Raw genomic sequence first — 25,005 nt, 5'->3', positions numbered from 1 at the left:
GATCGCGAGCGATGCCTGACCGATTGGTGTGGCGAAAGTCCAGCTACAGCGACAACGGTGCCAACTGTGTCGAGGTGGCTTTCGTCGATGGGCAGGCTTTCTCAGAGTGGCGGAAATCCTGTCACAGTACGGCCATCGGAAACTGCGTCGAGGTCGCTTTCCTTGAAGGACAAGCACTTCAGGGGTGGCGGAAGTCCAGTCGCAGTATGAATCAGGGCGCCTGTGTCGAGGTGGCTGCAGCTGATGGGGTCGTGGCGGCTCGGGACTCGAAGGATCCGGCTGGGCCCGTGTTGGTGTTCTCACGGGCTCGGTGGGCTTCGTTCTTGGCTAGGCTTAACGGGTGATGCGAGCCCCCTCATGTGATCATCTTTCGGGTTCACCCGCGCGCGGGATGTCCGGTTCGCTAGGGTTCTCTCGGGTTGGGTGATCTGTGCCGGAGGGGGCTCGGGATGGCTGACGCGTACTTATCTGGGGATCTGGGGTCGGCCGACGGCTTCGCCGGTGCTGGTGCGGCGCTGGGCGCGATCGCGCAGCAGAACGACCAGATGTCGCAACAGGTTTCGGCTGGCAAGCTGAAAATGAACCCCGACGCGGCCAATAAAGCGGCCCAGGTCTACGAAGACGAGGCCTACGAGGTCGACCGACTTGCGAAGCAGGCTCTTGCACTCGGGCGTGTCGAGGGTTTGGGTGCGTACCGCTCTGCGCAGGAGTTGGCATCTAAGTTTGGACAGAAGGCTACAAACGGCTCGACGGGAGCTGCTGACCTGCTGGGAAAGCTGCGTGACGAGCTGTTGCGGAAGGCGGATCTCTTCAGGCAAGCGGCGAAGGACTACGTTGCCACTGACGAGCAGATCAGTCAGGACTTGCAGAGGGGTAGTCAGACGTGAAGGTGCTGTCTCGAACCGTCGTTGCAGTCTGCGCAGGCGTGGCTCTGTTGGCAGCCGCTGGGTGCGGTGGAGGTTCGCCGAAGGACGTTTCCCCGGGTTCAATGGAGAAGGATCAGGGGCTTGCGAAGGTTGATCCGTGCACGCTGCTGACTCCAGATGAGCTTAAATCGTTCGGGTTCGAAGGACCTGGTCAACCGGAGACCGGCATTTCTTCAGAGCCGGGTTGTTCCTTCAGGGGCAAGCCGTTTACCGCCACGTTCTACAAGAACCAAGAGAAGACTGTCGAGTCGTACAGCAAGCAGGACAACTGGGCGAAGTTTGACCGTGCGGAGGTCGACGGGCGTCCTGCGGCAAGCGCGATCGACAAGAGTGCAACACAGGCGCGGATCTGCTCTGCGCTGTTCAATGCGGGCGGTGGCGTGATCATCATCGACGTGAGTGAGTTCCGCGACCAGGGACTTGATGAGTGTGCTGAGGGTTTGAAGGTTGCTGAGGCTATTGCGCCTCGGATGCCGAGATATTGATCCGGGTGGCAAATGTGTGATGTTAGGCGGCGTAGCGAACTTCGGGTTTGCCGAAGTAGGAGCGAACTCGGTCGGGCAGCTTCTGGAGCCGGTGGAGGAAGGAGCGGACCGCTTGTTTTAACTCGGCGCGGGTTTTGGGGGCTGTGCTGGTGGAAACGGTGCGTTTGAGGTCGGCATTGAGTAGCTCGTCGGGGTTGAGTTCGGGGCTGTATCCCGGCAGGAAGTGCATCGCGATCGCCTCAGCGTGCTTGGTGATCCATTGCTGGATAGTCTTGCGGCGGTGGACGGGGTGTCCGTCAACGATCAGGTGGACCTTGCGGTCCAGATGGCGGGTCAGCCGGTCCAGGAACGACAGGAACACCTTGCCGTTGAACGAGCCGGTGTAGACGGTGAAGTACAGCTCGCCTTTGTTCCCGATCGCGCACATCGCGTTCACGCTGAATCGTTTGCCCGTTTTGCCCACCACCGGTGTCTGGCCCGCCGGTGCCCAGGTGCGGGCTACGGTGGCGTCGGAGCGGATCCCGGTCTGGTCCAGCCACAGGATCAGTGCGCCCTCGCGGCGGGCGCGGGCGGCGATGGCCAGGTAGTCCTCCTCCAGCCATCGGCGTACGGACTCGGGGTCCTGTTCGTAGGCCTTGCGGATCGGTTTCTGCGGCGACAATCCCCAGGAACGCAGGTAGTTGCCGACGGTGCGCAGGTTCAACACGATGCCGTGGCGCACCCGGATCAGCTCGGCCACTGTCTTGCGGGTCCACACCAGGCCGGTCAGCCCGAACGTGGCCGGGGTGTGCTCGGCCACCGCATACCGCAGCTTGCGCTGCCGGCGGGCACTCAACGCTTTCTGCTCGCCGGGCTTGCGACCCCGGCGACGCCCGGTGAGACCCTTCGAGCCACGTTTCCGCCACGCCTGCACCCATCTGGACACCGACTGCGGGGCCACCGCGAACACCCGGGCCGCCTCGACCTGACTCATCCCACCATGAACAGCAGCGACCACCCTGCGCCGCAAATCCTCCTGCGCCTCAGGCGACAACCTCCGCGCGTCCCGCACACCAGCGATCATGCCAGAACAACGAAGATCACACCTATAAGTTCCCGATCAATAACTGGGGGATCGATGGGGTTTCTCGAGTGGGCCGGAGGCGTGGCCGAGGACGTCGGCGGCGCCGTCGTTGATAGTGCCACCGCCGTGGGCAACGCCGTCGCAGAAGGCGCTGGCCAGGTCTACGACACCGGCGCGGACCTGTTCGGCTACAACTCCCGGGCAGAAAACGCCCAGGAGGCCGCTGCTACTGCTTCCGAGGAGTACAACGAGAAGTTGCGCCAGCAGCTTGAGGCGCAGAACAGTGCGATGGGCAGCGGCCTGGCGGTCGACCCCGCATCGATCACCCAGCAGGAGAACTGGCAGTCCTACAGCCACCAGGAGCTCTACGACACCAACCAACAGTCGCTGGACCAGGGCAAGTCCACCGAAGCGGCCCAGCAGTGGCGGGAAATCGCCGCCAAGCTCAAGGAAGTCGGGCCGAGACTTCAGCAGAACGCCGGCGCGGCGATCGCGGGCGGCTGGGAGGGCGAAGCCGCCGATAAGGCCAACGAGTCGGCGGAACCGCTGGTCAACTGGATGTCCAGCAGCTCCGAGGCTTTTCACGTGACCGGCAACAAGATCGAGGAAGCAGCCTCGGCCGCCGGTCAGGTCAAGGCGATGGTCCCCGAACCCGAGGGACACCACTACGGCCGGACCATGCTGGCCAGCATCCCGACCGGAGTCGTTGGTGGCGGTGTCGATGCGCTGGCGCAGATGCGGGAGCGGCAGCAGGCCGAGCGCAGGGCGCAGGAGACCATGGGGCGGGTGCTCAGCCCCACGTACTCCAATGTGGACACCTCCGTCCCGGCGTACCGGGATCTCAACGACAAGCCCACGCCGCCGCCCCCGCCCCCGCCGCCGCCTCCGCCTCCGCCTCCGCCGCCTCCGCCTCCGCCTCCGCCGCCGCCGCCTCCGCCTCCGCCGCCGCCGCCCCCGCCGCCGCCGATCGAGCCGCCGCCTCAGCCGGTGCGGCCGCGCGATCGCACGGGCACCGGGCAGCCCTCGAAGCCTTCGGTCGCCAACGTCGGCGACATCACCGGCGGCAACCCCAACATTCCGGCAGAAACCCGATCGGCGTGGACACCGGGTGACTCGCCGGCGAGGCTGTCAGGTGACCTGACCGGGCTCCGCACCGGCGGATTTCCCGGTCGTACTGGAAATGGAGACGTGGGTGTCGGCTACCTGCCCGGCCCCGGAACGGGACGCACCGGACCCGGTGGTCCCGGCGGCGGACCGGGACGCGGCGGTCCTGGCGGTGGCCCGGGAATGGGCCGCGGCGGTGCTGGCGGTGCCGGCGGCGGTAAGCCCGGTGGCCTCGGTGCTGGTGGTGCCGGTCGGCTCGGCACCGGTGCTGGTGCGGGCGGGCTCGGAGCCGGTGGTCGCGCCGGAGTCGGCGGGCTCGGCGCAGTCGGCGGCGCGGGCACCGGGGCCGCGGGTAGCGCGGCCGGACGCGGCGGCACGGGCGCCGGTGGAATGGGCGCGGCCGGTCAGCGCGGCCAAGGCAGCGAAGACCAGGATCACGAGCATCCCGGGTGGCTCGAAGAACAGGACGACATCTGGCTCGAGGACATGCCCAAGACCGCGCCACCCGTGTTCGGCGCCTAATGGGAGCTACCGGGTCGGCCACCGGGCAGACTCGGGTCCGGTAGCGGCCAGTGAGTGAGCACTCTCGTCGCCAGGCATTCGATGCCTAAGGTCAGACCGTGCCCCCGCTGGTCGTGGGGAGGACGTGACCACTGATGGGGTGACGTGCCCGCCGAAGGCTGGCGTGAGCACTGGACCATTAGGCCGCCGGTGTTCCTCTTCCGCGCTGCTCAGGACACGATGCTGACCGTGTGGAGGGTATGTGTTGTTCGTCGGAGATGACTGGGCTGAAGATCACCACGATGTCGAGGTGCAGGATGAGACGGGTCGGCGGCTGGGTCGGGCTCGGCTGCCGGAGGGCGTGACCGGGGTTGCCCGGCTGCACGCGCTGATCGGTGAGCATCTGCCCGAGGGCGCCGAGCCTGACCAGGTCGTGATCGGGATTGAGACTGATCGAGGTCCATGGGTCCAGGCGCTGATCGCGGCCGGGTACACGGTGTATGCGATCAACCCGCGGCAGGTGGCGCGCTATCGGGAGCGGCACGGCACCTCGGGCGCCAAAAGCGACGCCGGGGACGCGCACGCCCTGGCCGACATGGTGCGCACCGACCGTCATCAGTTACGCGCGGTCGCCGGTGACACCGAGCAGGCCCAGGCCGTGAAGGTGGTGGCGCGGGCGCACCAGACGCTGATCTGGGACCGGCACCGGCACATGCTGCGGCTACGCACCGCGCTGCGCGAGTTCTTCCCCGCCGCGCTGGAAGCCTTCGACGATCTCCTCGCCCCGGATGCACTGGAACTCCTTGGCCGGGCACCGGACCCGGACCAGGCGGCCAGGGTGTCACGCGCGCAGATCACGGGCGCGCTCAAGCGGGCCCGGCGCCGCAACGTGGACGAGAAGACCACCGCGATCCAGACCGCGCTGCACACTGAACACCTGACCCAGCCGCCGGCCGTGGCCGCCGCCTACGCGGTGACGGTGCGGTCCCTGGTTAGCGTGATCACTGCCTTCAACACCGAGATCGCCGCCGTGCAAGAGCAGGTGCAGGCGTGTTTTGGCCGAGCCCGGGACGCTGAGATCTACCTGTCCCAGCCCGGCATGGGACAGATCCTCGGGGCCCGGGCCCTCGGCGAGTTCGGCGACGACGCCGACCGCTACGCGAGCGCGAAGAACCGGAAGAACTACGCCGGCACCAGCCCGATCACCCGCCAGTCCGGTAAGAAGAAGACCGTGCTGGCCCGCTTCGTCCACAACGACCGGCTCGTCGACGCCCTGCACCAGCAGGCCTTCTGCGCCCTCCGCGCCTCACCCGGCGCCCGCGCCTACTACGACGAGCTCCGCGGCCGCGGCATGAACCACCACGCCGCCTTACGCCAGCTGTCCAACCGACTCGTCGGCATCCTGCACGGCTGCCTCAAGACCCGGAGCACCTACGACGAACACACCGCCTGGGCACACCACAACCGAGACCAGCAAGCCGCCGCTTGACAAACAAAATCATGGGGTGTCTGACCACTCCGCAATTTCAATGGAAACTGCGGATCGTCGGTGTGTCGCACCACGACACGCCGACACCTGTGGACAACTTCCGCAATTTCAATGGGGTGTGGCTCTTTTGGGGTGAGGTCATGCTGCCTGGGGGATGGCGTTGTGGGTGGGGTGGTTGCGTTGTTGTTCTTGGGTGAGGTGGTAGGTCCAGTAGTCGTTGAAGTCGCCGTTGGCGTGGAGGGCGCGGAGTTGGAGGATGGCTTCGGCGCCGGGTAGTTTCCAGCGGGCGCCGGTGATGTCCATGCGGTCGGCGATGATGTGGCGGCAGGCGCCTTCGATGATGCCGGTGGCGATGTGCCAGCCGTTTTTCAGGGCGGTGGGGTAGTCGAGGTAGCCGGCTTGGGCTTTGCGGGTGAGGTAGGTGACCGTGGCGGCGGCGTTTTTGCGTTGGGTCGGGGTCAGGTCTTCTCGTGTGCGGGTGGTGGTGTCGATGGTGGCGGCGACGTCGAGGGCGTGGCCGTCGAGGATGCGGCGGGCTTGCTCGCCGACCCAGGTTTCGGCGGCGGGGTCACCTTCGTCGTGCAGGCACCAGGTGGCTTTCCAGAGGTATTCCAGGACGTGAATGACGTCGATGAGGATCGTGACCTTGACCTTGCGGGTACGGGCCTCGGTACGGATGCGGCGGATCTGGTCGTTGTTGCCGTCGACCAGGGCGATCCATTGCCGCTGGTGGGTGGGGTCGCGGCGGGTGGCCTCGTCGAAAACGGCGGTGAGCACGCCGGCGGCGTCGGTGGTGACGCTGGCGGTCAGCCACTTGTTCCGGGCCACCGGCGCGGGCGTGATTTCCTCGGCTGAGGTGGTCTCGCTGGTGCGGGCGAGGATGTCGGCGGCGGTGCGGGCGGCGGGAGTGATGTCGTAGACGCTACCGACCTCGGCCATGCGTTTGCGGTTACGTTTCTCCCCTTTGGACAGACGAGTGCCCAGTTTCCTGACCGATTCGGCGGCTTTCTTGCGGGTGGCCTCGCGTAGTGCTTCGGGATGCGTGACGATGCCCTTGCCGTCGGCGGAGAGCACCAGCACATCCCCGCTGGTCCCGGCCGGGGACCGCCGGGTTTCGTAGAAGGCCTCGAAATCAGCCGCGGCCCGAGCGGCCAGCCGCTGGAGTTGGCGTTTGCCCACTCCTTGCTCAGTGGCGCGGCTGATCGCCGCCTGGGCATCGCCGAAGGAGCCGCGGGCGGCCTCGAGGGCGGCCAGCCGCCGCACCCCGTGCGAGTGCTTCTCGGCCGGCAGGTTCAGCACCCCGTCCGCGGGATGGACAGTGGACTCACCCGGCGCCCGGTAGGCCAGCCGGGTCACGGTCACCTCGCCGAACACCGTGGCCAGACCACGCCGGCGACCCCGCTCCAGGCGAGTGCGCTGGATGCCGTCGGGGCCGGTCACGCCACCGGGAACCGGGTGCTCACGCTCCGCACGAAGATCAAGATGATCCTGCAGCAGCCGGCGCATCAACTTCCGGGACCGCTCGGTCAGCAGCTCTTCCAGCTCGCCATGCGTGATGCCACAGTCAGCGGCGCCGAGCTCCGTGATGATCGACTCGAACACCGCCCGAGAGGATTCGAACGCACCCGCGACATCGTGGTTCACGTACCCTGCCACAGGGCTCCTTCTTTACGTTGATGGACATCAGACACCCACAACGTAGCCAGAAGGAGCCCCTTTCATGACCACCACCCACCGAAACCCCCGACCACAGCTCCCCTCAAAAGAGCCACACCCATTTCAATGGAAATCGGATCTTCGATTTCCATTGAAATTGCGGCAAACTCGACCACACCGATCACTCCTTGGGGGAGGACACGTGGCCATCGTCGGCCGCTGGCAACTGCACCCGCTGCACCTCTACCTCGTCCGCAGCTACCTCGAACTCGACGACCTCACGCTGCCGCTGGAAGGACCGGCCTACGGTCGCACCATGCAGCAGCTCGGCGAGGTCGCCCAGCGCGAGGCCGGCACCATGGCGCAACTGGGCATCCTGGTGAACAACGAAGTCGACTCGGGCCTGGCGCAGGCGTTGAAGGTGCTCACAAAGCCGTACTTGTGGGTCGACTCGCTGTGGTTCCCGGACTTCGCCAGCGACGCGGCCTGGCGCACCGTCGCCGCCTTGACCGAAGGCGACCGGGTGGTGCTCGGCGTGCAGGGGCCGGGGGAGACCGACCGGTTCGGTGGTCCGCTCACCGTCGAGGTGCACGAGAAGATGCAGCTCCCCCAAGCGGTTCTGCCGACGCTGCCGCCCGCGCCGCCGGGCAACCGCCCCGCGGTGTGGGTGCCGGCCAGCTCCCTCAAGTCGGCCCCGCAGGCCGAGGAGATGCCGGACAGCATGATGCAAGAGGTGACGCAGTCGCGCGGCAGCAGCGGTGACCAGCAGGTGGCCGCGTACAACGAGATCGGGAACGCGGTGCACGTGCGCGGCGGCCAGATCGCGGCGAACCGGCGCGACCCGCACGGCCGGGTCCGCCGGTCGCCGGTGGTGCGCTGGTTCGACAATGCCGAGCCCGACGGCCGTTACCTCGACCACGCCGAACGCGGCTCCACCGGCGAGCAGATGTTCGTGCTCACCCCCGCCGACGCAGGTCAGATCCGCAGCGGCATCGACCGGCTGATCGCCGCCGTGCGCTGACCTCATTACGCCATGTGGGCGCAGTTTTTCCACTGGTTAGGCGAGCTCCTCGCGATTGGGCGCGCGCACGATCAACGACGCGAAGGGCAAGCCGTGTCCACGCAACCGGTCGCCGAGCGCGAGCCTGTGCTCATCCGCTCGGCGCGGGACGTCACCGAACTGGTCAACTCGGGTGCGGCACGGGGCAGCCACGCGAAGATGATCGTGCTGCTGGCGTTAGGCGGGATCTTCCTGGGCGCCTACGACCTGACGTCGCTGGCCTACGGCATCACGACATCAAGCAGCAGTTCGGGCTCTCCCCGGCCGGGCGGGCGCGGTCACCGCGTCCGTCAGCGTCGGCGCGATCTTCGGCGCCTGGCTCGGCGGCCTGCTGGTGGACCGGCTCGGCCGTTGCCGCGTGTTCATGGCGGACATGCTGTTCTTCGTGGTCTCCGCGCTCGGCTGCGCGCTCGCGCCGAACATGGAGGTCCTGGTCTTCTTCCGGTTCCTGATGGGCTTCGGCGTCGGCATGGACATCCCGGTCGCCATGGCCTTCCTGGCCGAGTTCTCCCGGCTCAAGGGCAAGGGCAGCAAGGGCTCGCGCACCGTCGCGTGGTCACCGGCCTGGTAGGTGGTCACCGGCGGTTGCTACCTGGTGATCATGGCGCTGTACTTCGCGCTGCCGGACGAGCGCCAATGCCTGCTGTGGCGGTTGACCGTCGGCTTCGGTGCGGTGCCCGCGCTGATGATCCTGCTGGTGCGCAACAAGTACATGAACGAGTCGCCGTTCTGGGCGGCCAACCATGAAGACCTGGAGCGGGCCGCGAAGATCCTGCGCAATTCCTACGCCGTCAACGCGGTCGTGGCACCGGACGCGGAGGTCATCGAGCCCAAGAGTGAGCGTCGCGGGCTGCGGGACTTCGCGCAGCTGTTCCAGCGCCGCTACCGCGCCCGGACCTTCCAGGCGCTGGCCATCGGCCTCACCCAGACCTTCGGCTACAACGCGGTCGCGTACGGGCTGCCGATCATCATCGCGAGCATCCTCGCCCAGGGCGCTGAACACGATCAGGCCGGTGCCTGGAAGATGACGTTCGCCGGGTTCGCCGTGCAGCTGACGTCGCTGGTGATGCTGGCCCTCATCGGCAAGCCGTCGGCGACCGCGTACGTGCTGTTCGCGATCTTCGCGCTGGGCGCGTTCATGTTCGCGCAGGCATCCGGGCCGGGCGCGCACTTCATGAGCTTCGCGTCGCTGAGCTACCCGACGACGATGCGCGGCACTGGGATCGGCTTCAACCAGGGCACCCTGCGGGTCGGCTCCACGCTGGCGCTGTTCTTCTTCCCGGTGCTCAGCGCGTCCCTGGGCAGCGGCGTGTTCTGGGTGATCGCGCTCGCCCCGCTGATGGATCTGGTGGCGCTGCTGCCCAAGCGCTGGGAGCCGGTGGGCTACGACGCGGACGCGGTCGAGGAAACCTGGCAGAGGGAAGCCGCGGCGCGCTGAGCTAGCTCGGCTTCTTCCAGACCACGACGTCCAGCACTAGCTTCGAGCCCTGGGCATCGCGGACGACGATCCGCCCGTAGGCGCCGGTGGTCGTCTTCACGCAGAACGCGGCGCCGGTGACGAGGTAGTTGCTGCTGATCGAGCTGTAGTAGCCGGCCCGCACGCAGTCCTCGAAGGTCGCCTGGGCGGTGGCCACCGCGATGTCCTCGCGCGCGTAGAGGTAGCCAGAGCTGTTTTCGAGGTCGTGCCCGGAAGAGTCCTCCGTCCGCTTGGCGACCCAAAGCGGTTCGGCGGAATCCAGATCCAGGGCGTAGCCGCTGGTCAGCACGATCGGCTTGTCGCCGCTCTCGCGGCCGACCGCAGGGTCGGCGGAGGTGGAGCTGGTCTGCGACGCCGAGGTGGTGGCCGGCTGCCGCGGTGTGGTCGGGTTGGGCGTGGTCGGGCTGGTCTGGTGCGGCAGATCGGTCGCCTGGCCGCTCGCCTGATCGGGCACCGCCAGTAGTGATCGGGTGGCCACCACGGCGATCATGGCTGCCCCTGCCACGATCCCGACGACTGACAGCACCACCCACCGGTCGACGGGTTTGCCGAAGCTCGCCCACAGGTGCACCACGCCCAGCAGCAGTGCGATCGCGGCGATGACCACGGCGACGTTCTGCGTCGAGCTCATCAGCAACGCGACCACCGCGGCGACGTCGGCGAGGATGCTGATCGGCCACAACCGCTTCGACATCGCCTTGCGCTCCGGCTGCGCTTCCTGCCGTGGTTGCTGACCCGGTCCCCACGTCACCGGCCGCTTCTCTCGCGTCGTCGACGGGGCGAGAGCCTAGCGCCAGAGGTGTCGCGTCAGGGCCGGTTTGCGATGGTCGAGGCCGATTCGGATGATCTTCCCGGGCGGCGTCCTCGGGGTCTGCGTTGACGCGGTGGGGTCTCCCGGAACAAGATCGACGCACCATCGGCGCAGCGGAACCCGGAGCACGCATGTCGCGACGCGGCCAGATCACCATGTCCGAGGACGAGATCGTCGACTTCATCGCCCAGCGCCGGATTGTTGTGCTGGCGACGCTGAAGAGCGATGGGCGGCCACATCTGGTGCCGATGTGCTTCGTGCACGACGGCCCCGTGATCGAGGTGTGGTCCTACGGCCGGTCGCAGAAGACGCTGAACCTGCGCCGGGACCCGCGGGCCACGCTGCTGCTGGAGACCGGCACGGTGTACGGCGAGCTGCGTGGCGTCTCGCTGGAGTGCGACGTGGAGGTCCTGGAGGCCCCAGAGGACGTCGAGCGCATCGGCATGGGCCTGGCCGAACGCTACGACGGGGCGGCCCCGAGCGGTCTCGTGGCGAGCGAGGAAGCTCGGGATGCCCTGCGCACCAAGGCGGCGAAGCGCGTCGGGCTGCGCTTTGCCCCGATGCGGACGATCACCTGGGACCACCGCAAACTCGGCGGCGCGTGCTGAATCGAAGCCCGCTGGGCGATCCGCTATGTGGGACGGCTCTCCCGGAGTTAAAGGGGTAGCGCCCAGCGCTTATTCTGGGAACGTGAACTGGACCGTCGACGTGCCGGTGGTCCATGGCTGCCCGGCTGGAACGACGCGAAGCTAGACCCAATGATGACGCATCACCGATCGAGGATTAGTTCATGCCCACTGACCCTGTAAGCGCAGCTCAAGGCACCGATGCGTCTGGTTTGAAATCATGGACCGTCGACGTCCCCGTAGATGACCTGCCCGAGCTGCCACCGCTGCCGCCGGAGATGCGCGCCCGCCTCGACGACGCGCTGGCCCGTCCCGCCGTGCAGCAGCCGCAGTGGCCGAACCAGGACCAGGCCGGCAACGTCCGGAAGGTGCTGGAGAGCGTGCCGCCGGTGACTGTTCCCTCCGAGGTGAACCAGCTGCGTCAGCACCTCGCCGCAGTCGCCAGGGGCGAGGCCTTTTTGCTGCAGGGCGGGGACTGCGCGGAGACGTTTGCGGACAACACCGAGCCGCACATCCGCGGCAACATCCGCACGCTGCTGCAGATGGCGGTGGTGCTGACCTACGGCGCGAGCATGCCGGTGGTCAAGGTCGGCCGGATCGCCGGGCAGTACGCCAAGCCGCGGTCCAGCAACACCGACGCGCTGGGCCTGCCGTCCTACCGCGGCGACATGATCAACTCGCTGGTGGCCACCGAGCAGGCACGCCGCCACGACCCGTCGCGGCTGATCCGCGCCTACGCCAACGCCAGCGCCGCGATGAACCTCTCCCGCGCGCTGACCAGCGCCGGGATGGCCGCGCTGACCAAGGTGCACGACTGGAACAAGGACTTCGTGCTCAACTCGCCGGCCGGTGAGCGCTACGAGTCGGTCGCCGCCGAGATCGACCGCGGCCTGCGCTTCATGTCCGCCTGCGGCGTCGACGACTCCAGCCTGCACGCGGTGCAGTTCTACGCCAGCCACGAGGCGCTGGTGCTGGACTACGAGCGCGCCATGCTCCGGCTGGACACCTCCGGCGACCAGCCGCGGCTGTACGACCTGTCCGGACACTTCCTGTGGGTGGGGGAGCGGACCCGCCAACTGGACGGCGCGCACATCGCGTTCGCCGAGCTGATCTCCAATCCGATCGGCATCAAGATCGGCCCGGGCACCACGCCCGAGCAGGCCGTCGAGTACGTCGAGCGGCTGGACCCGAACAACGAGCCCGGCCGGCTCACCCTGATCAGCCGGATGGGCAACGGCAAGGTGCGCGACGTGCTGCCGTCGATCGTGGAGAAGGTCACCGCCTCCGGGCACCAGGTGATCTGGCAGTGCGACCCCATGCACGGCAACACCCACGAGGCCAGCACCGGCTACAAGACCCGGCACTTCGACCGGATCGTGGACGAGGTGCAGGGCTTCTTCGAGGTGCACCACCGGCTCGGCACGCACCCGGGCGGTATCCACATCGAGCTGACCGGCGAGGACGTCACGGAGTGCCTCGGCGGCGCCCAGGAGATCTCCGATGCCGACCTGGCGGGCCGCTACGAGACGGCCTGCGACCCGCGCCTGAACACCCAGCAGTCGCTGGAGCTGGCGTTCCTGGTCGCGGAGATGCTGCGCGGCTGAACCAGCAGGAAGCACGTGGGAGGGCCCGGAACCAGAGCGGTTCCGGGCCCTCCCACGTTTCGCGCAGCCCGATTCGTCACTTGGCGAGGGCGATGTCGAGGGCGTGCGCGACGTGCAGGCGGGTGGAGTCGAACAGCGGCAGCGGGCTGTCGTCCGGGCCGAGCAGCAGGGTGATCTCGGTGCAGCCGAGGATCACGGCCTCGGCGCCGCGCTCGGCCAGGCCCTCCACGACGCGCACGTACTGCTCGCGGGAGCCGTCCTCGACGCGGTTGCGGGTCAGCTCCTGGTAGATGACGTCGTGCACCAGGGTGCGGTCGGGTTCCGCCGGGACGATCACGTCGATGCCGTGCTGGTCGCGCATCCGCGCCCGGTAGAAGTCGAGCTCCATGGTGTAGCGGGTGCCCAGCAGGCCGACTCGGGTGTGACCGGCGGCCGCGATCCGTGCGCCGGTGGCGTCGACGATGTGCACGAACGGCACGTCGATCGCTGCCTCGATCGCTTCGGCGACCTGGTGCATCGTGTTGGTGCAGAGCAGGACCAGATCCGCCCCGGCGCGTCGCACCCGCCGCGCGGCGTCGGCCAGGTGCCGGCCCGCCGCTGCCCAGTCCCCGGTCTCCTGCATGGCCACGATCTCGGCGAAATCCACGCTGTACAGCACGCTCGGCACGGTGTTGTACCCGCCCAGCCGAGCGCGGCTCTCCTCGTTCAGCAGCCGGTAGTACTCGGCGGAGGATTCCCAGCTCATCCCGCCGAGCATCCCGATCGTGCGCATGCGCCCTCCTCGTCGAACGACCTCGTGCCCGACAGCCTCACCTGCGGCCGCAGGTTCCGGTAGCCGGATCTTGCTTGGTGCGGTCCCAAGCGAAACCTGGGGCGTGGACGCGCAGCGGTGGATCGCCGGGTGCCCATCGTGCACCGCCCACCTCGTCGAGGTCTGCCGATCCGCCGGCTTCCACCCGGAGATCCACCACGAAACGGACGACTACGTGGTGACCCAGGCATGGGTCGCGGCCGGGCTCGGGGTGGCGCTGCTGCCCCGACTCGCCTTGACCGCGTTCTGGGACCCGAGGGTGCACGTCGTCGCCGCGGACCCGGAACAACATCGCCAGCTGTTCCTGGTGCACCACCGCGACCTGGCCGGGGTGGGTTCGTCAGCGCTGTGATCCATGCACTTCGCGAGGCAGGTGACCAGTTGTGACCGTGCGCGACAGCTTGCCGAAGGTGCTGCTCAGACCCAGCGGGTCGAAGCGGACCAGCGACAGCGCGCCGAGCAGGGCGGCGCCGATCCCGACCGCGACGAACGGCCAGTTGTACATCGCCTGCTCGCCATCGGGGTAGTAGGCCAGCACCAGCGCGATCGAGGCGCCGACCACGTAGGACAGCGCCCGCGGAGTCCAGAGGAAGGCGCTGCCCAGGGCCAAGCCCCAGGTCGTGTACCACGGCAGCAGGACCGGCGACAGGAGCGCGCCGCAGCACAGCACGATGGCCGCCCGGCGCACCGCCTCGGGCCCGCCGTCGCGGGCCTGCCACCAGTTCCAGGCGAGGATCGCCACCAAAAGCACCGAGCCGAGCGTGCGCGTGGCGCCTACGAAAGGCCAGATGTTGGTCTCGCCGAACAGCGACACCAGGCTGTGTAGCGCCTGCCCCACGGCGGTCGGCGTGGACAGGTAGTTGACGATCATGCCGGGCGCGGACAGCGCGGAAAGCCAGCCGAAACCGACCTTGGCGAGCGCCGTGCAAGCGCCGAAGACCACCACGAACACGCCCACCGCCGGGAACACGGCGCGGAGGAAGCGTCGCCACAGCGGCCCCTCCAGCCGGGATGCCCAGATCCACACCAGGAGCGGCAGGGCGAGCCCGGCGGTCGCCTTGATGGCCATCGCCGCCGACACCAGCGCGATCCCGGCGACGTTCTTGCCTTCGAGCATCAGCAGCGTGCCGACCGACAGCAGCCCGATCATCAGCATGTCGTTGTGCGGGCCGCCGACCAGGTGCACCACCGTCATCGGGCTGGCCGCGACCAGCCAGAGCGCGACCGGCAGCCGCCCGCCGAGGTGCCGGACCAGGCCCGGGAGGGCGCAGATCAGCATCACCAGGCCGCCCAGCAGCACCAGCCGCATCACGATGACGCTGGCGATGATGTCGTGCCCGGCCAGCAGGATCACGCCCTTGGCGACGCCCATGAACAGCGGCCCGTACGGGGCGGGCGTGGTCTGCCAGGTCGGGTGCACGTTCTCCGGGATCGGGCCGGTCAGGGCGGACGGGCCGACGCCGTAGGGGTCGAGGCCGTTCAGCGCCAGCAGGCCCTGGCCCAGGTAGCTGTAGACGTCGCGGGTGAACAGCGGCGGCGCGATGAGCATCGGGCCAAGCCAGGCGGCGGTCGCCCACAGCACGCCGCGGGAGGTCACCAGGTGCGCGATCACCCCGCGACCCAGCCGCACCCACGCCCACACCAGTAGTGCGAAGCCGACGTAGACGACCGTCACCGCCACATCGCGACCGTGGCCGTAGCGCAGCACCGACAGCGGCCCGGAACCGAGGACGGGGTCGTGGACGAGCGTCCCGCCGGCGCCGAAGGAGCCGATCAGCAGCAGCACGGACCCGATCGCGCCCAATGCGATGGTGCGCAAGGGCAGCGGACGACGAGGTGGCCGACGTCCGCCGAGACTGGGCAGGTCGGCTGTGGTGTTGTTGGTCCGTTCGGACCAGTCGGGGGCCGACTCGATCGAAACACTCGGGGCATTGTGCTCCCAATAGTTCCACAACCGTCCGTCCGAGCCGCCGTGACCAGGTCAGATCGGTCCTGTCGTGGCCTTTGGTCCCGCTTTTCGGTGACGGCCGCCCGTCGAGTCCCCGCTGGTAGACCCTGGCAGGGCGAAAACGTTACAGCGACGAGAAGAGATCAGGATCACATTGCGCGTCGTTCATTTCTGGCCGCTCGGCGGGTGCGCACCCGCGAACCGGTGCTCAGAAAGCGGTCGCGTGGATCGTCGTGCCGGGCTCGACCCGGCTGCCGGGAAGCGGGTACTGGCCCAAGATCACCATGTTCGGCCGCTCGAAGAACGCCTGCACGCTCAGCTGCAGTCCCAGCGCGGCGACCTGCTGCTTCGCCTCGTCCACCTGAACACCGTTGAGGCTGGGCACCTGGACCGCGTTGGACAGCACCACGCCGATCCGCGGCTGGCCGACCAGCCGGAGTTCGCTGCCGATGGCCGGATCGGTGCTGATGACGTGGTCGCCGTCGACGCCGGAGTCGAACTGGCGCCCCGCCTCGTAGGGGTCGAAGCCGGCGTTGCGCAGCGTGGTGAAGGCGTCGTCCCGGCTCATCCCGCGCACGTCGGGCACCTTCACCGGGGGCGGGCCCTTGCTGACGATCAGGGTGACCTCGGCGCTGATGTTCAGTGCGGTGCCGGGGGCGGGGTTGACACTGATGACCCTGCCTTCGGGCACCGTGGTGTGGTATTGGTCGCCGGACTCGTCGTGCTTGGGCTGCAGCTTGGCGTTGCGGATCGCGCTCTCCGCCTCGGCCACCGTGGTGCCCTCGGCGACCTGCGGAACCTTGGGCTTGCCCAGCGAGACGACGAGATCCACGGTTCCGCCGCTGCGCACCCGGGAGCCCTCGCCCGGGTTGGAGCTGATCACCACGCCTTCGGCGATGGTGTTGTTGTACTCCTTGGCGACGTTGCCGGTCAGCTCCGCGCCCTCCAGCGTCTGCTGCGCCGCTGCCTCCTGCTCGCCGACGACGCGCGGAACCTGCACGTAGCTGCCGATGCCCAGCCAGTACGCCGCGCCCCCCACCAGCGCGGCCAGCACCAGGACCACGACGGTCCACACCGCGACCGTCCGCCTGCCGCGGCGGCGATCCCGCTCCGGCCCGCTGGGCGCAGCGGCGACGCTGGAGAACTCCTCGGTGTGGTCGCCGGTGGCGGGGCGCGCCATCGCACGGGTGCGCTGCGGGCCGACGGACGTGTCGCGGACGGCCGGGATCTGCTCGGTCGGCGGATCTCCGGCCGCGACCGACGGCGTCAGTTGCCTGGTGCGCTCCTCGGACGCCGGGACCGGCACGGCCACCGGGGCGATGCCGAGTTCGGTGCGCACCCGCTCCAGCTCGGCGAGGAACGCCTCGGCGCTCCCCGGGCGCTGCGCCGAGTCGCGCCGCGTGGCGCGGAAGACGAGGTCGTCGACGGCCGGTGGGATCTCCGGGGCCAGCTCGCTCGGCGGCGGGACGTCGTCGTTGACGTGCCGGTACGCCACCGAAAGCGCGGTGTCGCCGACGTAGGGCGGGCGGCCGGTCAGCATCTCGTAGAACACGATCCCGACGGCGTAGACGTCGGAGCGAGCGTCGGCGGCCCCGGTGGTCACCTGCTCCGGCGACAGGTACGCGACGGTGCCCAGGATGACGCCGCCGCTGGTCGTGCCCGCCTCGGCCGCAGCCCTGACCAGACCGAAGTCGGCGACCATGACCGAGCCGCCGGTGCCGATCAGCACGTTCTCCGGCTTGACGTCGCGGTGCACCATGCCGGCCTGGTGCGCGGCGCCCAGCGCCGAGAGCACCGGCGCCATGACGCTCAGCGCCATCGCCAGCGGCAGGCGGCCACCCCGGTCCATGATCAGATCGCGCAGCGTGCAGCCCTCGACGAGCTGCATCACCAGGAACACGTGGTCGCCGGCTAGGCCGTGGTCCACGCCCTGGTCGTAGACGGCGACGATGTCGGGGTGGTGCAGCCGGGCCGCCGCACGTGCCTCGCGCTCGAAGCGCTCGACGAACGAGCGGTCGCCGGAGTACTGGGCGTCCATCACCTTGATGGCCACCGGCCGGTCCAGCCGGGTGTCCAGGCCGCGGTAGACCGTGGACATGCCGCCGCGGGCGATCAGCGAATCGACCCGGTAACGGCGTTCGAGCATGGCTCCGACGAGGCTCGCGCCGCCGCTGGAGCGTGTCTCAGGAGTCATCTTCCGCCAACCGCCGGGTAACCTTTCCAACCCGATTGTGGCAGGCCGCGCGGGCGGTCCGGGGAACACCTCCGCACTCGGATGTGGGAACGATCACGATCTTGATCGTAGGCCGAAGATAACTCGTGAGGTGCACGGCATCGCGGTCGGTCATGTGGCAAGGTGTGCAGCGTGAGTGCGATCCCTGCTACCCCGGATGTGCTCGCTCCCGATGTGGAGGTTGTCCCGCTGCCTGACGTCGCCGAGCGGCTCGGTCAGCCCGTGACCCGGGTGCACCAACTGATCCGAGATGGCCATCTGCTCGCTCTGCGCAGGAACGGCGTGCTGGGCGTGCCCACCGCGTTCCTCACCGACACCGAAGTGGTGAAGGGCCTGGCGGGCACGATCACGCTGCTCCGGGACAACGGCTACCGGGAGGACGAGATCCTGCGGTGGCTGTTCACCCCGGACGACTCGCTGCCCGGAACGCCGATCGACGCCCTGCGCGGCGACCGCGGCCGGGAAGTGAAGCGGCGGGCCCAGGCGATGGGTTTCTGAGGCCATCGGAAGGGTTCGGGCGGCCCGGCGAGTCGCGAGCGCAGCCGGTCCGGAGTCCTGAACCAGTACCCGTGATTACTTCTGGGGGCTATGGCGCCCAGAAGTACTCACGGGCTTTGAGCCGCGCGAACATCGGTCAGCCGGTGATGCGTTGTGCGGCGAGCTTGCCGGACAACAAGACCGGCGGAACTCCGACGCCGGGTGTCGTGCCGGAGCCGGCGAGCACGGCGTTGGCCAGGCCGCGCACCAGGTTCCGCGGCCGGAACGGCCCTGTCTGCGCGAAGGTGTGCGCAGCTGAGAACGGTGTTCCTGCTGCGTGCCCCTGGGCCGCCCAGTCCGCCGGGGTGACCAGTTGCTGCGCCTCGATCGCGGCACCGAAGCCGGTGAAGCCGCGCCGTTCCAGCGTGCCCAGCAGCTCGTCGCGGTAGGCCGGGCCGACCCGGTCCCAGTCGATCGGCCCCGTGCGCAGGTTCGGGCACGGAGCGAGCACGTAGTGCAGCTCGCGGCCGTCGGGTGCCAGCGACGGATCGGTCGCGGTCGGGCGGGTGATCAGCAGCGACGGGTCGGTCATCAGCCTGCCGTCGCGGATGATCTCGGTGAACGTGCCGTGCCAGGCCGCGCCGAAGGAGATCGTGTGGTGGGCGCCGGACCAGCCGCGGGTGGTCCCGGCGTGCAGCACCACCGCCGACGGTGACCAGCGCAACCGCCGTTGCGGGCGGTGGTCCAGGAGCTCGTGCACGACCGGCAGGTCGGGTGTGAGCACGAACGCATCGGCCGCGATGCGGGCACCGTCTGACGTGCGCACCGCGGCGATCCGATCGCCCCGCCGCTCCAGCTCGGTCACCTCGGCGTTGTAGCGGAACTCGACGCCCGCGCCCGCCGCCGCATCGGAGAGCGCGGTCGGGACCTCATGCATGCCGCCGCGCGGGAACCACACGCCGTTGACGGTGTCCATGTACGAGATGACCGCGTACAGGGCGAGCGCGCGGCGCGGGTCCAGTCCCGCGTAGAGGGCCTGGAAGGAGAAGACCCGGCGCAGCCGCTGGTCCGACAGGAACCGGCCGATCGCCGGGCCGAGCCGACCGAAACCGCCGAGCGCCGCGAGACGCGCCAGCTCCGGCGACAGCAGGCCCAGCGGCGAGTCGAAGTTCGCGTCGATGAAGCGGTGCATCTCCGCCCGGTACACCTCGGTCAGCCAGCGCCGCAGCCGCCGGTACCCGGCCGCCTCCGCGGGCCCGGCGAACCGCCGCACCTCCTCCTCCATCGCGGCGGCGTCGGTGTGCACGTCGAGCGTCGAGCCGTCGGCGAACCGTGCCTGGTAGGCCGGATGCAGCGGGATGAGGTCGAGGCGCTCGGACAACGATTCGCCGACCGCGCCCAAGGCTTCGTCGACCAGCTCGGGCATGGTCAACACGGTCGGGCCGGTGTCGATCCGATACCCGGCGAGCTCGTGCAATCCGGCCCGCCCGCCGGGCAGTCCGGCGCGTTCGACGACCGTCACGCGCCGCCCGGCGCCCGCCAGGTGCAGGGCCGCCGACAACCCGGCCAGCCCAGCGCCGACGACCACGACGTGATCGGTCCGGCCGGATACCGTGCGCATCAGTGGCTGCGGTCGGTGACCGCGATCGCCAGCTCGGCCAGCCGGGACGCGGCCGGTTCGGCCAACCCAGCGGTGTGCAGCGCGAGCATCGCCGACCCGGTCAGATCGGTGATCCGCTTCTCCACGGCCTCGACCGCGCCGAGCCGGGTGAGCACCTGTCGTGCCTGCTCGACGCGGTCTGCGTCCAGCTCGGGGTCGCCGAGCACGTCGCGCAGCAGGTCCAGCGCGGGCTGGTCGGCCTGCCCGTGGGCCGCCGCCACGGCCTCGGCGATCAGCACTGTCCGCTTGCCCTCGCGCAGGTCGTCCCCGGCGGGCTTGCCGGTCACCTCCGGGTCGCCGAAGACGCCGAGCAGGTCGTCGCGGAGCTGGAAGGCGATACCGATGTCGGAACCGAAGCGGCGCAGCGCCTGCAGCGCCTCCGGGCCTGCGCCGGCGATCTCCGCGCCCAGCTCCAGCGGCCGCTGCACGGTGTAGGAAGCGGCTTTGAGCTGGCAGATCTGCAGCGCAGCCTGCGGCGTCTCGTCGCCGCGGAACTGGCCGAGCACGTCAAGGTACTGGCCGGCGAGCACCTCGGTGCGCATCGCGCGCCACGGGCGCAGCGCGCGGGCCAGCGCCTGCGGCGCGATCCCAGCGCTGTGCAGCATGTCGTCGGCCCAGGACAGCGCGAGGTCCCCGAGCAGCACCGCGGCGGCCAGCCCGAACTGGGTGGCACCACCGGAGAACCCGGACTCGCGGTGGATCTGCTCGAACTTGCGGTGCACCGTCGGGTTGCCCCGCCGGGTGTCCGACTCGTCGATCAGGTCGTCGTGCACCAGCGCGCAGGCCTGCAGCAGCTCCAGCGCGCTCGCGGCCCGCAGCATCGCCTGCGCCGTCGGCCCCTCGGCCGGTCCGCCGGCCGCCCGCCAGCCCCACCAGGCGAAGGTCGGGCGGATCCGCTTCCCGCCGCCGAGGACGAACCCGGAGAGCTCGGCCACCGCAGCCGCGAACGCCGGGTCGAGGCCGGCTGCCTCGGCGCGGCGGGTCTGCAGGTATTCGGTCAGCATGTGCTGGACCTGACCTGGGAGGTCGAGTTCCACGGCGACGTCGTCCTTGCCGGTTGCTTGCACAGCGGTCGAATTCGATGGGCGCACACCTCCATCCTCCGCGATGCCACCGAGTGGTGACGGCCGGGTCCGAAGGGGTGCTCGGAGTCACCAGATTGACTCCGGAGCGTAGCCGGATGTCCTTGCGGTGCCCTCTTCGAGCATTGCAGGGTGCGCCCCCGCACCCGGATGTGCGCGAATCGGCGTCAAGCGGCTCCTGCGCGGGCCGCTTGCTCGAACCGCCATGTGAAACCGGTCGTGGGACGGTTCACTATCCTGTTCGGCATGACGGCGGTGGTGGATCGGTTGAACACCGAGAAGACGACTTTTTCGGTGGAGTTCTTCCCGCCGCGCAGCGATGACGAGGAGCGCATCCTCTGGCGGGCGGTCCGGGAACTGGAACCGCTGGACCCCGCGTTCGTCTCGGTGACCTACGGCGCTGGCGGATCCAGCCGGGACCGCACCATCCGCACCACCGGTCGCATCGCGCAGGAGACCACGCTGATGCCGATGGCGCACCTGACCGCCGTGGACCATTCGGTCGCCGAACTGCGCAACGTCATCGGCTGGTACGCGGCATCTGGGGTGCAGAACGTGCTGGCCGTGCGCGGCGACCCGCCGGGCGACCCGAACGGCGAATGGCGCCAGCACCCCGAGGGGCTGACCTACGCCGAGGAGCTCGTCCGGCTGGTCCGCGAGCTCGGCGAGTTCTGCGTCGGGGTGGCGGCCTTCCCGCACGGCCACCCGCGTTCCACCGACCTGGACGTCGACGCGGACCACCTGGTGCGCAAGATCCGGGCCGGTGCCGGGTTCGCCATCGCCCAGCTGTTCCTGGAGCCGGAGTACTTCCTGCGGCTGCGCGATCGGATGGTCGCCCGCGGCTGCGACGTGCCGCTGCTGCCGGGCGTCATGCCGATCACCACCCCGCGGGTGCTGGGAAAGTTCGGCGGGCTCGCCGGGGTGCCGGTGCCTTCGGAGGTGTCGGAGCAGCTGATGCCGCTGGCGGAGGACCCGGCGGGGTTCCGCGCAGCGGGCGTGGACCTGGTGACCCGGTTGTGCGAGCGGCTGATCGCCGAAGGCGTGCCCGCGCTGCACTTCTACACCCTCAACCGCTCGAAGGCGACGCGCCAGGTGGTGGCCAACCTCGGCCTCTGAGGCTCAGGCGTTCTGCTCCGCCCGGGTGCGGATGTGGGTGCGCAGCGCGAGCAGCGCCACGACGATTGCGGCGCCGAAGGTGAGCGCGCCGACCAGCAGCGCCCAGCCGATCCAGTCCATGCCGGCGGCGTTGGAGAACTGGTAGGTGGCCGACAGCTCGGTGACCGAGCCGGGCTGCAGCGACCAGGTGACCGTGCCGGCGCTCTCCTGGCCGTTGGTGTTGGTGATCTCGCCGGGTGCGCTGATCTTCAGGTCGACGCCGGAGTCGGTGTCGGCCAGCGGGGTCAGGTCCGCCGAACCCTCGAAGAACACCAGCGAGCCGGATCGGGACAGGAGCAGCCGATACCGGGAGTCGGTGGGGCTCAGCGCCTCGGCGAGCTGCTCGACCTCGGGGAAGGTCAGGTCGTGGAACGACAGGTGCGAGCCGGTCCGCCCGCCATCGTCGTTCGGCGTGACCTGCACCCGGTCGGCGAGGTTCTCGGGCGGCTGCAACCGGAACGGGGCCTGGCCGTCGGCGATCTGGGTGGACAGCTGGACCTCGCCGGACACCAGGTCCTCGCCGGAGATGTTCAGCGCGGCGTTGACGTGCAGGCACCCGCTGAGCAGCGTGCCGAGCACGCCGATCAGGACCGTCAGGAGCGCGGCGCGGCCGCGCGGCGTCTTGGCGTCCACTCGGGCGATCTTCCCACCCGCACCACGTTTCCGCTGCCCCGCGAACTTGAAAGAGTGCGCAGCCTGCCCGACACCGCGTGCGGATGGCCAGCCGGGGTTGACGCAATTTCGCGAGAAATTGACCGTCACCCAGGTGAACGTCAATTTCTCGCGAAATTGCACCCTGCCCTGGCTGAGCGGGGCTGCCCTATTTCCGCGGATCTGGCTTCGCCGCGGGGCGTGTGGGTCGTTGGTGCGCGATAGCGTGGCGGGCATGGGAGTTGACCACAACGGCGTGCACGAGATCAGCGACCGGTTCGTCACCGAGCTGGTCTCGCTCGATCCGGTCGCCGGAACCTACCTGGGCGTACCCGATCGGGAAGAAGAACTGACCGACTACTCGCCGGACGGGTACCGGGCCCGTGCGGAACTCGCCCGCCGCAGCCTGGCCGCGGTGCAGGCGGCCGAGCCGGCCGATGACTCGGAGCGGATCGCGCAAGCGGTGTTCGCCGAGCGGATCGGCCTGGACCTGGAGCTGCACGAGGCCGGCGCGGACATGGCGGCGCTGAACGTGATCGCCAGCCCGGTGCAGGGACTCCGGCAGGTCTTCGACCTGATGCCGACCGACACCCCGGAGCAGTGGCGCACGATCGCCCGCCGCCTGTCGGTGATGCCCGGAGCGGTGCTGGGCGTGCGCGCCGGGCTGCTGGCGGCGGCCGCCGACGGCAACGTTTCGGCGGTCCGGCAGGTCAGCAAGGTCGCGGAGCAGTGCGACACCTGGTCCGGGCGCGACGGGCAGTCGTTCTTCGCGGCGATGGTCGCGCGGGCCGAAGGTGTGGACGAGTCGCTGCGCCGTGACCTCGACTCCGCGGCCGGATCGGCCGCCGAAGCCTTCGCCGGGCTGGCCGACTTCTTGCGCGGCGAGCTGCTGCCGAAGGCACCGGAGAAGGACGCCGTCGGCGAGCAGCGGTACCGGTTGTGGTCGCGGTACTTCACCGGTGCCCGCCTCGACCTGCAAGAGGCGTACGAGTGGGGATGGCAGGAGTTCTCCGGCATCGAAGCGGAGATGAAGCAGATCGCGAACCAGATCAGGCCGGGCGCGACGCTCGCCGAGGCCGCGGCGGTGCTGGACGCGGACCCCCGCTATCAGGTGCACGGGCAGGACCGGTTCGAGGCGTGGATGCAGCGGTTGTCCGACCAGGCACTGCAGGACCTGCGCGGCACCCACTTCGAGATCCCGGACCCGCTGATGCGGCTGGAGTGCAAGATCGCCCCGCCGGGCGGCGGCGTCGGCGCCTACTACACCGGCCCGACTGACGACTTCTCCCGGCCCGGCCGGATGTGGTGGTCGGTGCCCGCCGACCGGCAGGACTTCCCCACCTGGCGCGAAGTGTCCACTGTGTACCACGAGGGGGTGCCCGGGCATCACCTGCAGGTCGCGACCGCGGTGCACGAGGCGCAGCGGCTCAACAAGTTCCAGCGGCTGGCCTGCTTCGTCTCGGGGCACGGCGAGGGCTGGGCGCTGTACGCCGAACGCCTGATGCGCGAGCTCGGCTACCTCGAAGACGACGGGGACCTGCTCGGCATGCTCAACGACCAGCTCTTCCGCGCGGCGCGCGTGGTGGTCGATATCGGCATGCACCTGGAGCTGGAGATCCCGGCCGGCACCGGTTTCCATGAGGGCGAGCGCTGGACCCCGGAACTGGGCCTGGAGTTCATGCTGAGCCGGACCATCACCGACCCGGCGCAGGTCCGCGACGAGATCGACCGCTACCTGGGCTGGCCGGGCCAGGCGCCGTCCTACAAGCTCGGCGAGCGCCTCTGGCGGGCGGCCCGCGACGAGGCCAGGCAGCGCCACGGCGCGGCGTTCGACATGAAGGAGTTCCACACGCAGGCGCTGAAGATGGGCGGCATGGGCCTCGACACCCTCCGCGAGCAGCTAGCGCTGCTGTGATCTCGCGGCGAGAGGCACCCCGTGACCCGATTACCGGGTCACGGGTGCCCCTCACCTCACACCTGTTTCCAGGTTCAGCCACCGTTCACGAAACGTGCCGAAACGTTCCGTGAGCAGATGACTTGCGCCACCTGCGTTGACCATCACGCTGGTGGCCTTCACGCTTCCTCGACCACTGCCAGCACGAACGCTGGTCTGACACGGTCTCCACGTGCGTTTGGCCTTGCGGCCGGTTCCCACGCAACTCGCGGTACCTGACGTGTTTCACCTG

At 69.2% G+C, this 25,005-nt stretch carries 23 protein-coding genes; 14 read left to right on the top strand and 9 right to left on the bottom strand.

Features of this window, described 5'->3' with window-relative positions; translation table 11 throughout:
- Positions 1-11 precede the first annotated feature (11 nt).
- The 3 genes from DL519_RS21430 to DL519_RS21420 all read left to right on the top strand — a co-directional run bounded on the left by DL519_RS21430 (position 12) and on the right by DL519_RS21420 (position 1,411).
- Entirely contained in the window at positions 12-344 is a 333-nt protein-coding gene (locus DL519_RS21430) for a DUF397 domain-containing protein (protein ID WP_190817436.1), read from the top strand.
- Positions 345-449: 105 nt separating this feature from the next.
- The gene (locus DL519_RS21425; RefSeq protein ID WP_190817435.1) at positions 450-887 is read left to right on the top strand and encodes a hypothetical protein; all 438 of its coding nucleotides are present in this window, start codon (positions 450-452) and stop codon (positions 885-887) included.
- Positions 884-1,411: a DUF3558 domain-containing protein gene (locus DL519_RS21420; RefSeq protein WP_190817434.1), complete on the top strand. Its 528-nt coding sequence runs from the start codon at positions 884-886 to the stop codon at positions 1,409-1,411. Before DL519_RS21425 ends, DL519_RS21420 begins: the two co-directional genes overlap by 4 nt.
- A 22-nt stretch (positions 1,412-1,433) precedes the next feature.
- Here the strand turns inward: DL519_RS21420 and DL519_RS21415 are convergent, their stop codons facing one another.
- On the bottom strand, positions 1,434-2,474 hold the full coding sequence (locus DL519_RS21415; RefSeq protein ID WP_190812640.1) for an IS630 family transposase: 1,041 nt from the start codon (positions 2,472-2,474) through the stop codon (positions 1,434-1,436).
- Positions 2,475-2,528: 54 nt separating this feature from the next.
- Between DL519_RS21415 and DL519_RS21410 the strand changes: the two genes are divergently transcribed.
- Both DL519_RS21410 and DL519_RS21405 read left to right on the top strand, forming a co-directional pair.
- Positions 2,529-4,100 (top strand): PPE domain-containing protein, encoded by a 1,572-nt coding sequence (locus DL519_RS21410; protein ID WP_190817433.1) that lies wholly within the window; start codon positions 2,529-2,531, stop codon positions 4,098-4,100.
- A 241-nt stretch (positions 4,101-4,341) separates the two neighbouring features.
- Positions 4,342-5,568, top strand: a complete 1,227-nt coding sequence (locus DL519_RS21405) for an IS110 family RNA-guided transposase (RefSeq protein ID WP_190812993.1) — start codon at positions 4,342-4,344, stop codon at positions 5,566-5,568.
- A 138-nt stretch (positions 5,569-5,706) separates the two neighbouring features.
- On the opposite strand, the gene DL519_RS21400 is transcribed toward DL519_RS21405, so the two are convergent.
- Positions 5,707-7,212, bottom strand: coding sequence for an ISKra4 family transposase (locus DL519_RS21400; RefSeq protein ID WP_190824132.1), 1,506 nt, complete (start codon positions 7,210-7,212; stop codon positions 5,707-5,709).
- 214 nt (positions 7,213-7,426) lie between these two features.
- Here DL519_RS21400 and DL519_RS21395 point away from each other — a divergent pair, with 214 nt between their 5' ends.
- The 3 genes from DL519_RS21395 (at position 7,427) to DL519_RS21390 (ending at position 9,722) form a co-directional block, all read left to right on the top strand.
- Entirely contained in the window at positions 7,427-8,245 is an 819-nt protein-coding gene (locus tag DL519_RS21395) for an ESX secretion-associated protein EspG (protein ID WP_190817431.1), read from the top strand.
- A gap of 343 nt (positions 8,246-8,588) precedes the next feature.
- A complete protein-coding gene (locus DL519_RS48850) occupies positions 8,589-8,855 on the top strand; it encodes an MFS transporter (protein WP_263399822.1) in 267 nt (88 codons plus the stop codon).
- Positions 8,856-9,722, top strand: coding sequence for a sugar porter family MFS transporter (locus DL519_RS21390; RefSeq protein WP_263399680.1), 867 nt, complete (start codon positions 8,856-8,858; stop codon positions 9,720-9,722).
- Position 9,723: 1 nt separating this feature from the next.
- On the opposite strand, the gene DL519_RS21385 is transcribed toward DL519_RS21390, so the two are convergent.
- Positions 9,724-10,512 carry a DUF308 domain-containing protein gene (locus DL519_RS21385; RefSeq protein WP_190817430.1) on the bottom strand — a complete coding sequence of 263 codons (789 nt, stop codon included), beginning with the start codon at positions 10,510-10,512 and terminating at the stop codon, positions 9,724-9,726.
- A 191-nt stretch (positions 10,513-10,703) separates the two neighbouring features.
- Here DL519_RS21385 and DL519_RS21380 point away from each other — a divergent pair, with 191 nt between their 5' ends.
- Both DL519_RS21380 and DL519_RS21375 read left to right on the top strand, forming a co-directional pair.
- Positions 10,704-11,180, top strand: a complete 477-nt coding sequence (locus tag DL519_RS21380) for a pyridoxamine 5'-phosphate oxidase family protein (protein ID WP_190817429.1) — start codon at positions 10,704-10,706, stop codon at positions 11,178-11,180.
- Between the two features lie 182 nt (positions 11,181-11,362).
- Positions 11,363-12,802 (top strand): class II 3-deoxy-7-phosphoheptulonate synthase, encoded by a 1,440-nt coding sequence (locus DL519_RS21375; RefSeq protein WP_190817427.1) that lies wholly within the window; start codon positions 11,363-11,365, stop codon positions 12,800-12,802.
- Positions 12,803-12,878: 76 nt separating this feature from the next.
- On the opposite strand, the gene DL519_RS21370 is transcribed toward DL519_RS21375, so the two are convergent.
- Entirely contained in the window at positions 12,879-13,574 is a 696-nt protein-coding gene (locus tag DL519_RS21370; protein WP_190817426.1) for an aspartate/glutamate racemase family protein, read from the bottom strand.
- A gap of 103 nt (positions 13,575-13,677) precedes the next feature.
- Here DL519_RS21370 and DL519_RS21365 point away from each other — a divergent pair, with 103 nt between their 5' ends.
- On the top strand, positions 13,678-13,965 hold the full coding sequence (locus DL519_RS21365) for a LysR substrate-binding domain-containing protein (protein WP_223839364.1): 288 nt from the start codon (positions 13,678-13,680) through the stop codon (positions 13,963-13,965).
- Here DL519_RS21365 and mptB read toward each other — a convergent pair.
- Together mptB and pknB are read right to left on the bottom strand one after the other, a co-directional pair.
- Entirely contained in the window at positions 13,954-15,567 is a 1,614-nt protein-coding gene (gene mptB / locus DL519_RS21360; RefSeq protein ID WP_223839363.1) for a polyprenol phosphomannose-dependent alpha 1,6 mannosyltransferase MptB, read from the bottom strand. The two genes, DL519_RS21365 and mptB, sit on opposite strands and share 12 nt — an antisense overlap.
- A 202-nt stretch (positions 15,568-15,769) precedes the next feature.
- Positions 15,770-17,755 carry a Stk1 family PASTA domain-containing Ser/Thr kinase gene (gene pknB / locus DL519_RS21355; RefSeq protein WP_223839362.1) on the bottom strand — a complete coding sequence of 662 codons (1,986 nt, stop codon included), beginning with the start codon at positions 17,753-17,755 and terminating at the stop codon, positions 15,770-15,772.
- 171 nt (positions 17,756-17,926) lie between these two features.
- Here pknB and DL519_RS21350 point away from each other — a divergent pair, with 171 nt between their 5' ends.
- Positions 17,927-18,292 carry an Rv2175c family DNA-binding protein gene (locus tag DL519_RS21350; protein ID WP_190817424.1) on the top strand — a complete coding sequence of 122 codons (366 nt, stop codon included), beginning with the start codon at positions 17,927-17,929 and terminating at the stop codon, positions 18,290-18,292.
- A gap of 136 nt (positions 18,293-18,428) precedes the next feature.
- On the opposite strand, the gene crtI is transcribed toward DL519_RS21350, so the two are convergent.
- Positions 18,429-19,892, bottom strand: coding sequence for a phytoene desaturase family protein (crtI, locus tag DL519_RS21345; protein ID WP_190817422.1), 1,464 nt, complete (start codon positions 19,890-19,892; stop codon positions 18,429-18,431).
- Complete coding sequence (locus DL519_RS21340; protein WP_223840334.1) at positions 19,892-20,935, bottom strand: polyprenyl synthetase family protein; 1,044 nt, start codon at positions 20,933-20,935, stop codon at positions 19,892-19,894. The genes crtI and DL519_RS21340 overlap by 1 nt, the downstream gene beginning before the upstream one ends.
- A gap of 324 nt (positions 20,936-21,259) precedes the next feature.
- Here DL519_RS21340 and DL519_RS21335 point away from each other — a divergent pair, with 324 nt between their 5' ends.
- The gene (locus tag DL519_RS21335; protein ID WP_190824127.1) at positions 21,260-22,129 is read left to right on the top strand and encodes a methylenetetrahydrofolate reductase; all 870 of its coding nucleotides are present in this window, start codon (positions 21,260-21,262) and stop codon (positions 22,127-22,129) included.
- Between the two features lie 3 nt (positions 22,130-22,132).
- Here DL519_RS21335 and DL519_RS21330 read toward each other — a convergent pair whose 3' ends face one another.
- The gene (locus DL519_RS21330; protein ID WP_190817420.1) at positions 22,133-22,801 is read right to left on the bottom strand and encodes a DUF3153 domain-containing protein; all 669 of its coding nucleotides are present in this window, start codon (positions 22,799-22,801) and stop codon (positions 22,133-22,135) included.
- A gap of 253 nt (positions 22,802-23,054) precedes the next feature.
- On the opposite strand from DL519_RS21330, the gene DL519_RS21325 reads away from it, so the two are divergent.
- The gene (locus DL519_RS21325) at positions 23,055-24,734 is read left to right on the top strand and encodes a DUF885 domain-containing protein (protein ID WP_190817412.1); all 1,680 of its coding nucleotides are present in this window, start codon (positions 23,055-23,057) and stop codon (positions 24,732-24,734) included.
- The last annotated feature ends 271 nt before the right edge of the window (positions 24,735-25,005 follow it).

It is taken from the genome of Saccharopolyspora pogona, from assembly GCF_014697215.1.
In the GTDB taxonomy this organism is placed as follows: Bacteria; Actinomycetota; Actinomycetes; order Mycobacteriales; family Pseudonocardiaceae; genus Saccharopolyspora; species Saccharopolyspora hattusasensis.
This window is presented reverse-complemented; position numbering and strand designations above follow the sequence as displayed.

Bases quoted from the DNA above. Each gene is read 5' to 3' on its own strand.
- DL519_RS21430 (WP_190817436.1), top strand. From the start codon at position 12: ATGCCTGACCGATTGGTGTGGCGAAAGTCCAGCTACAGCGACAACGGT.
- DL519_RS21425 (WP_190817435.1), top strand. From the start codon at position 450: ATGGCTGACGCGTACTTATCTGGGGATCTGGGGTCGGCCGACGGCTTC.
- DL519_RS21415 (WP_190812640.1), bottom strand. From the start codon at position 2,474: ATGATCGCTGGTGTGCGGGACGCGCGGAGGTTGTCGCCTGAGGCGCAG.
- DL519_RS21410 (WP_190817433.1), top strand. From the start codon at position 2,529: ATGGGGTTTCTCGAGTGGGCCGGAGGCGTGGCCGAGGACGTCGGCGGC.
- DL519_RS21380 (WP_190817429.1), top strand. From the start codon at position 10,704: ATGTCGCGACGCGGCCAGATCACCATGTCCGAGGACGAGATCGTCGAC.
- DL519_RS21375 (WP_190817427.1), top strand. From the start codon at position 11,363: ATGCCCACTGACCCTGTAAGCGCAGCTCAAGGCACCGATGCGTCTGGT.
- DL519_RS21370 (WP_190817426.1), bottom strand. From the start codon at position 13,574: ATGCGCACGATCGGGATGCTCGGCGGGATGAGCTGGGAATCCTCCGCC.
- pknB (WP_223839362.1), bottom strand. From the start codon at position 17,755: ATGACTCCTGAGACACGCTCCAGCGGCGGCGCGAGCCTCGTCGGAGCC.
- crtI (WP_190817422.1), bottom strand. From the start codon at position 19,892: ATGCGCACGGTATCCGGCCGGACCGATCACGTCGTGGTCGTCGGCGCT.
- DL519_RS21340 (WP_223840334.1), bottom strand. From the start codon at position 20,935: ATGCTGACCGAATACCTGCAGACCCGCCGCGCCGAGGCAGCCGGCCTC.
- DL519_RS21335 (WP_190824127.1), top strand. From the start codon at position 21,260: ATGACGGCGGTGGTGGATCGGTTGAACACCGAGAAGACGACTTTTTCG.
- DL519_RS21325 (WP_190817412.1), top strand. From the start codon at position 23,055: ATGGGAGTTGACCACAACGGCGTGCACGAGATCAGCGACCGGTTCGTC.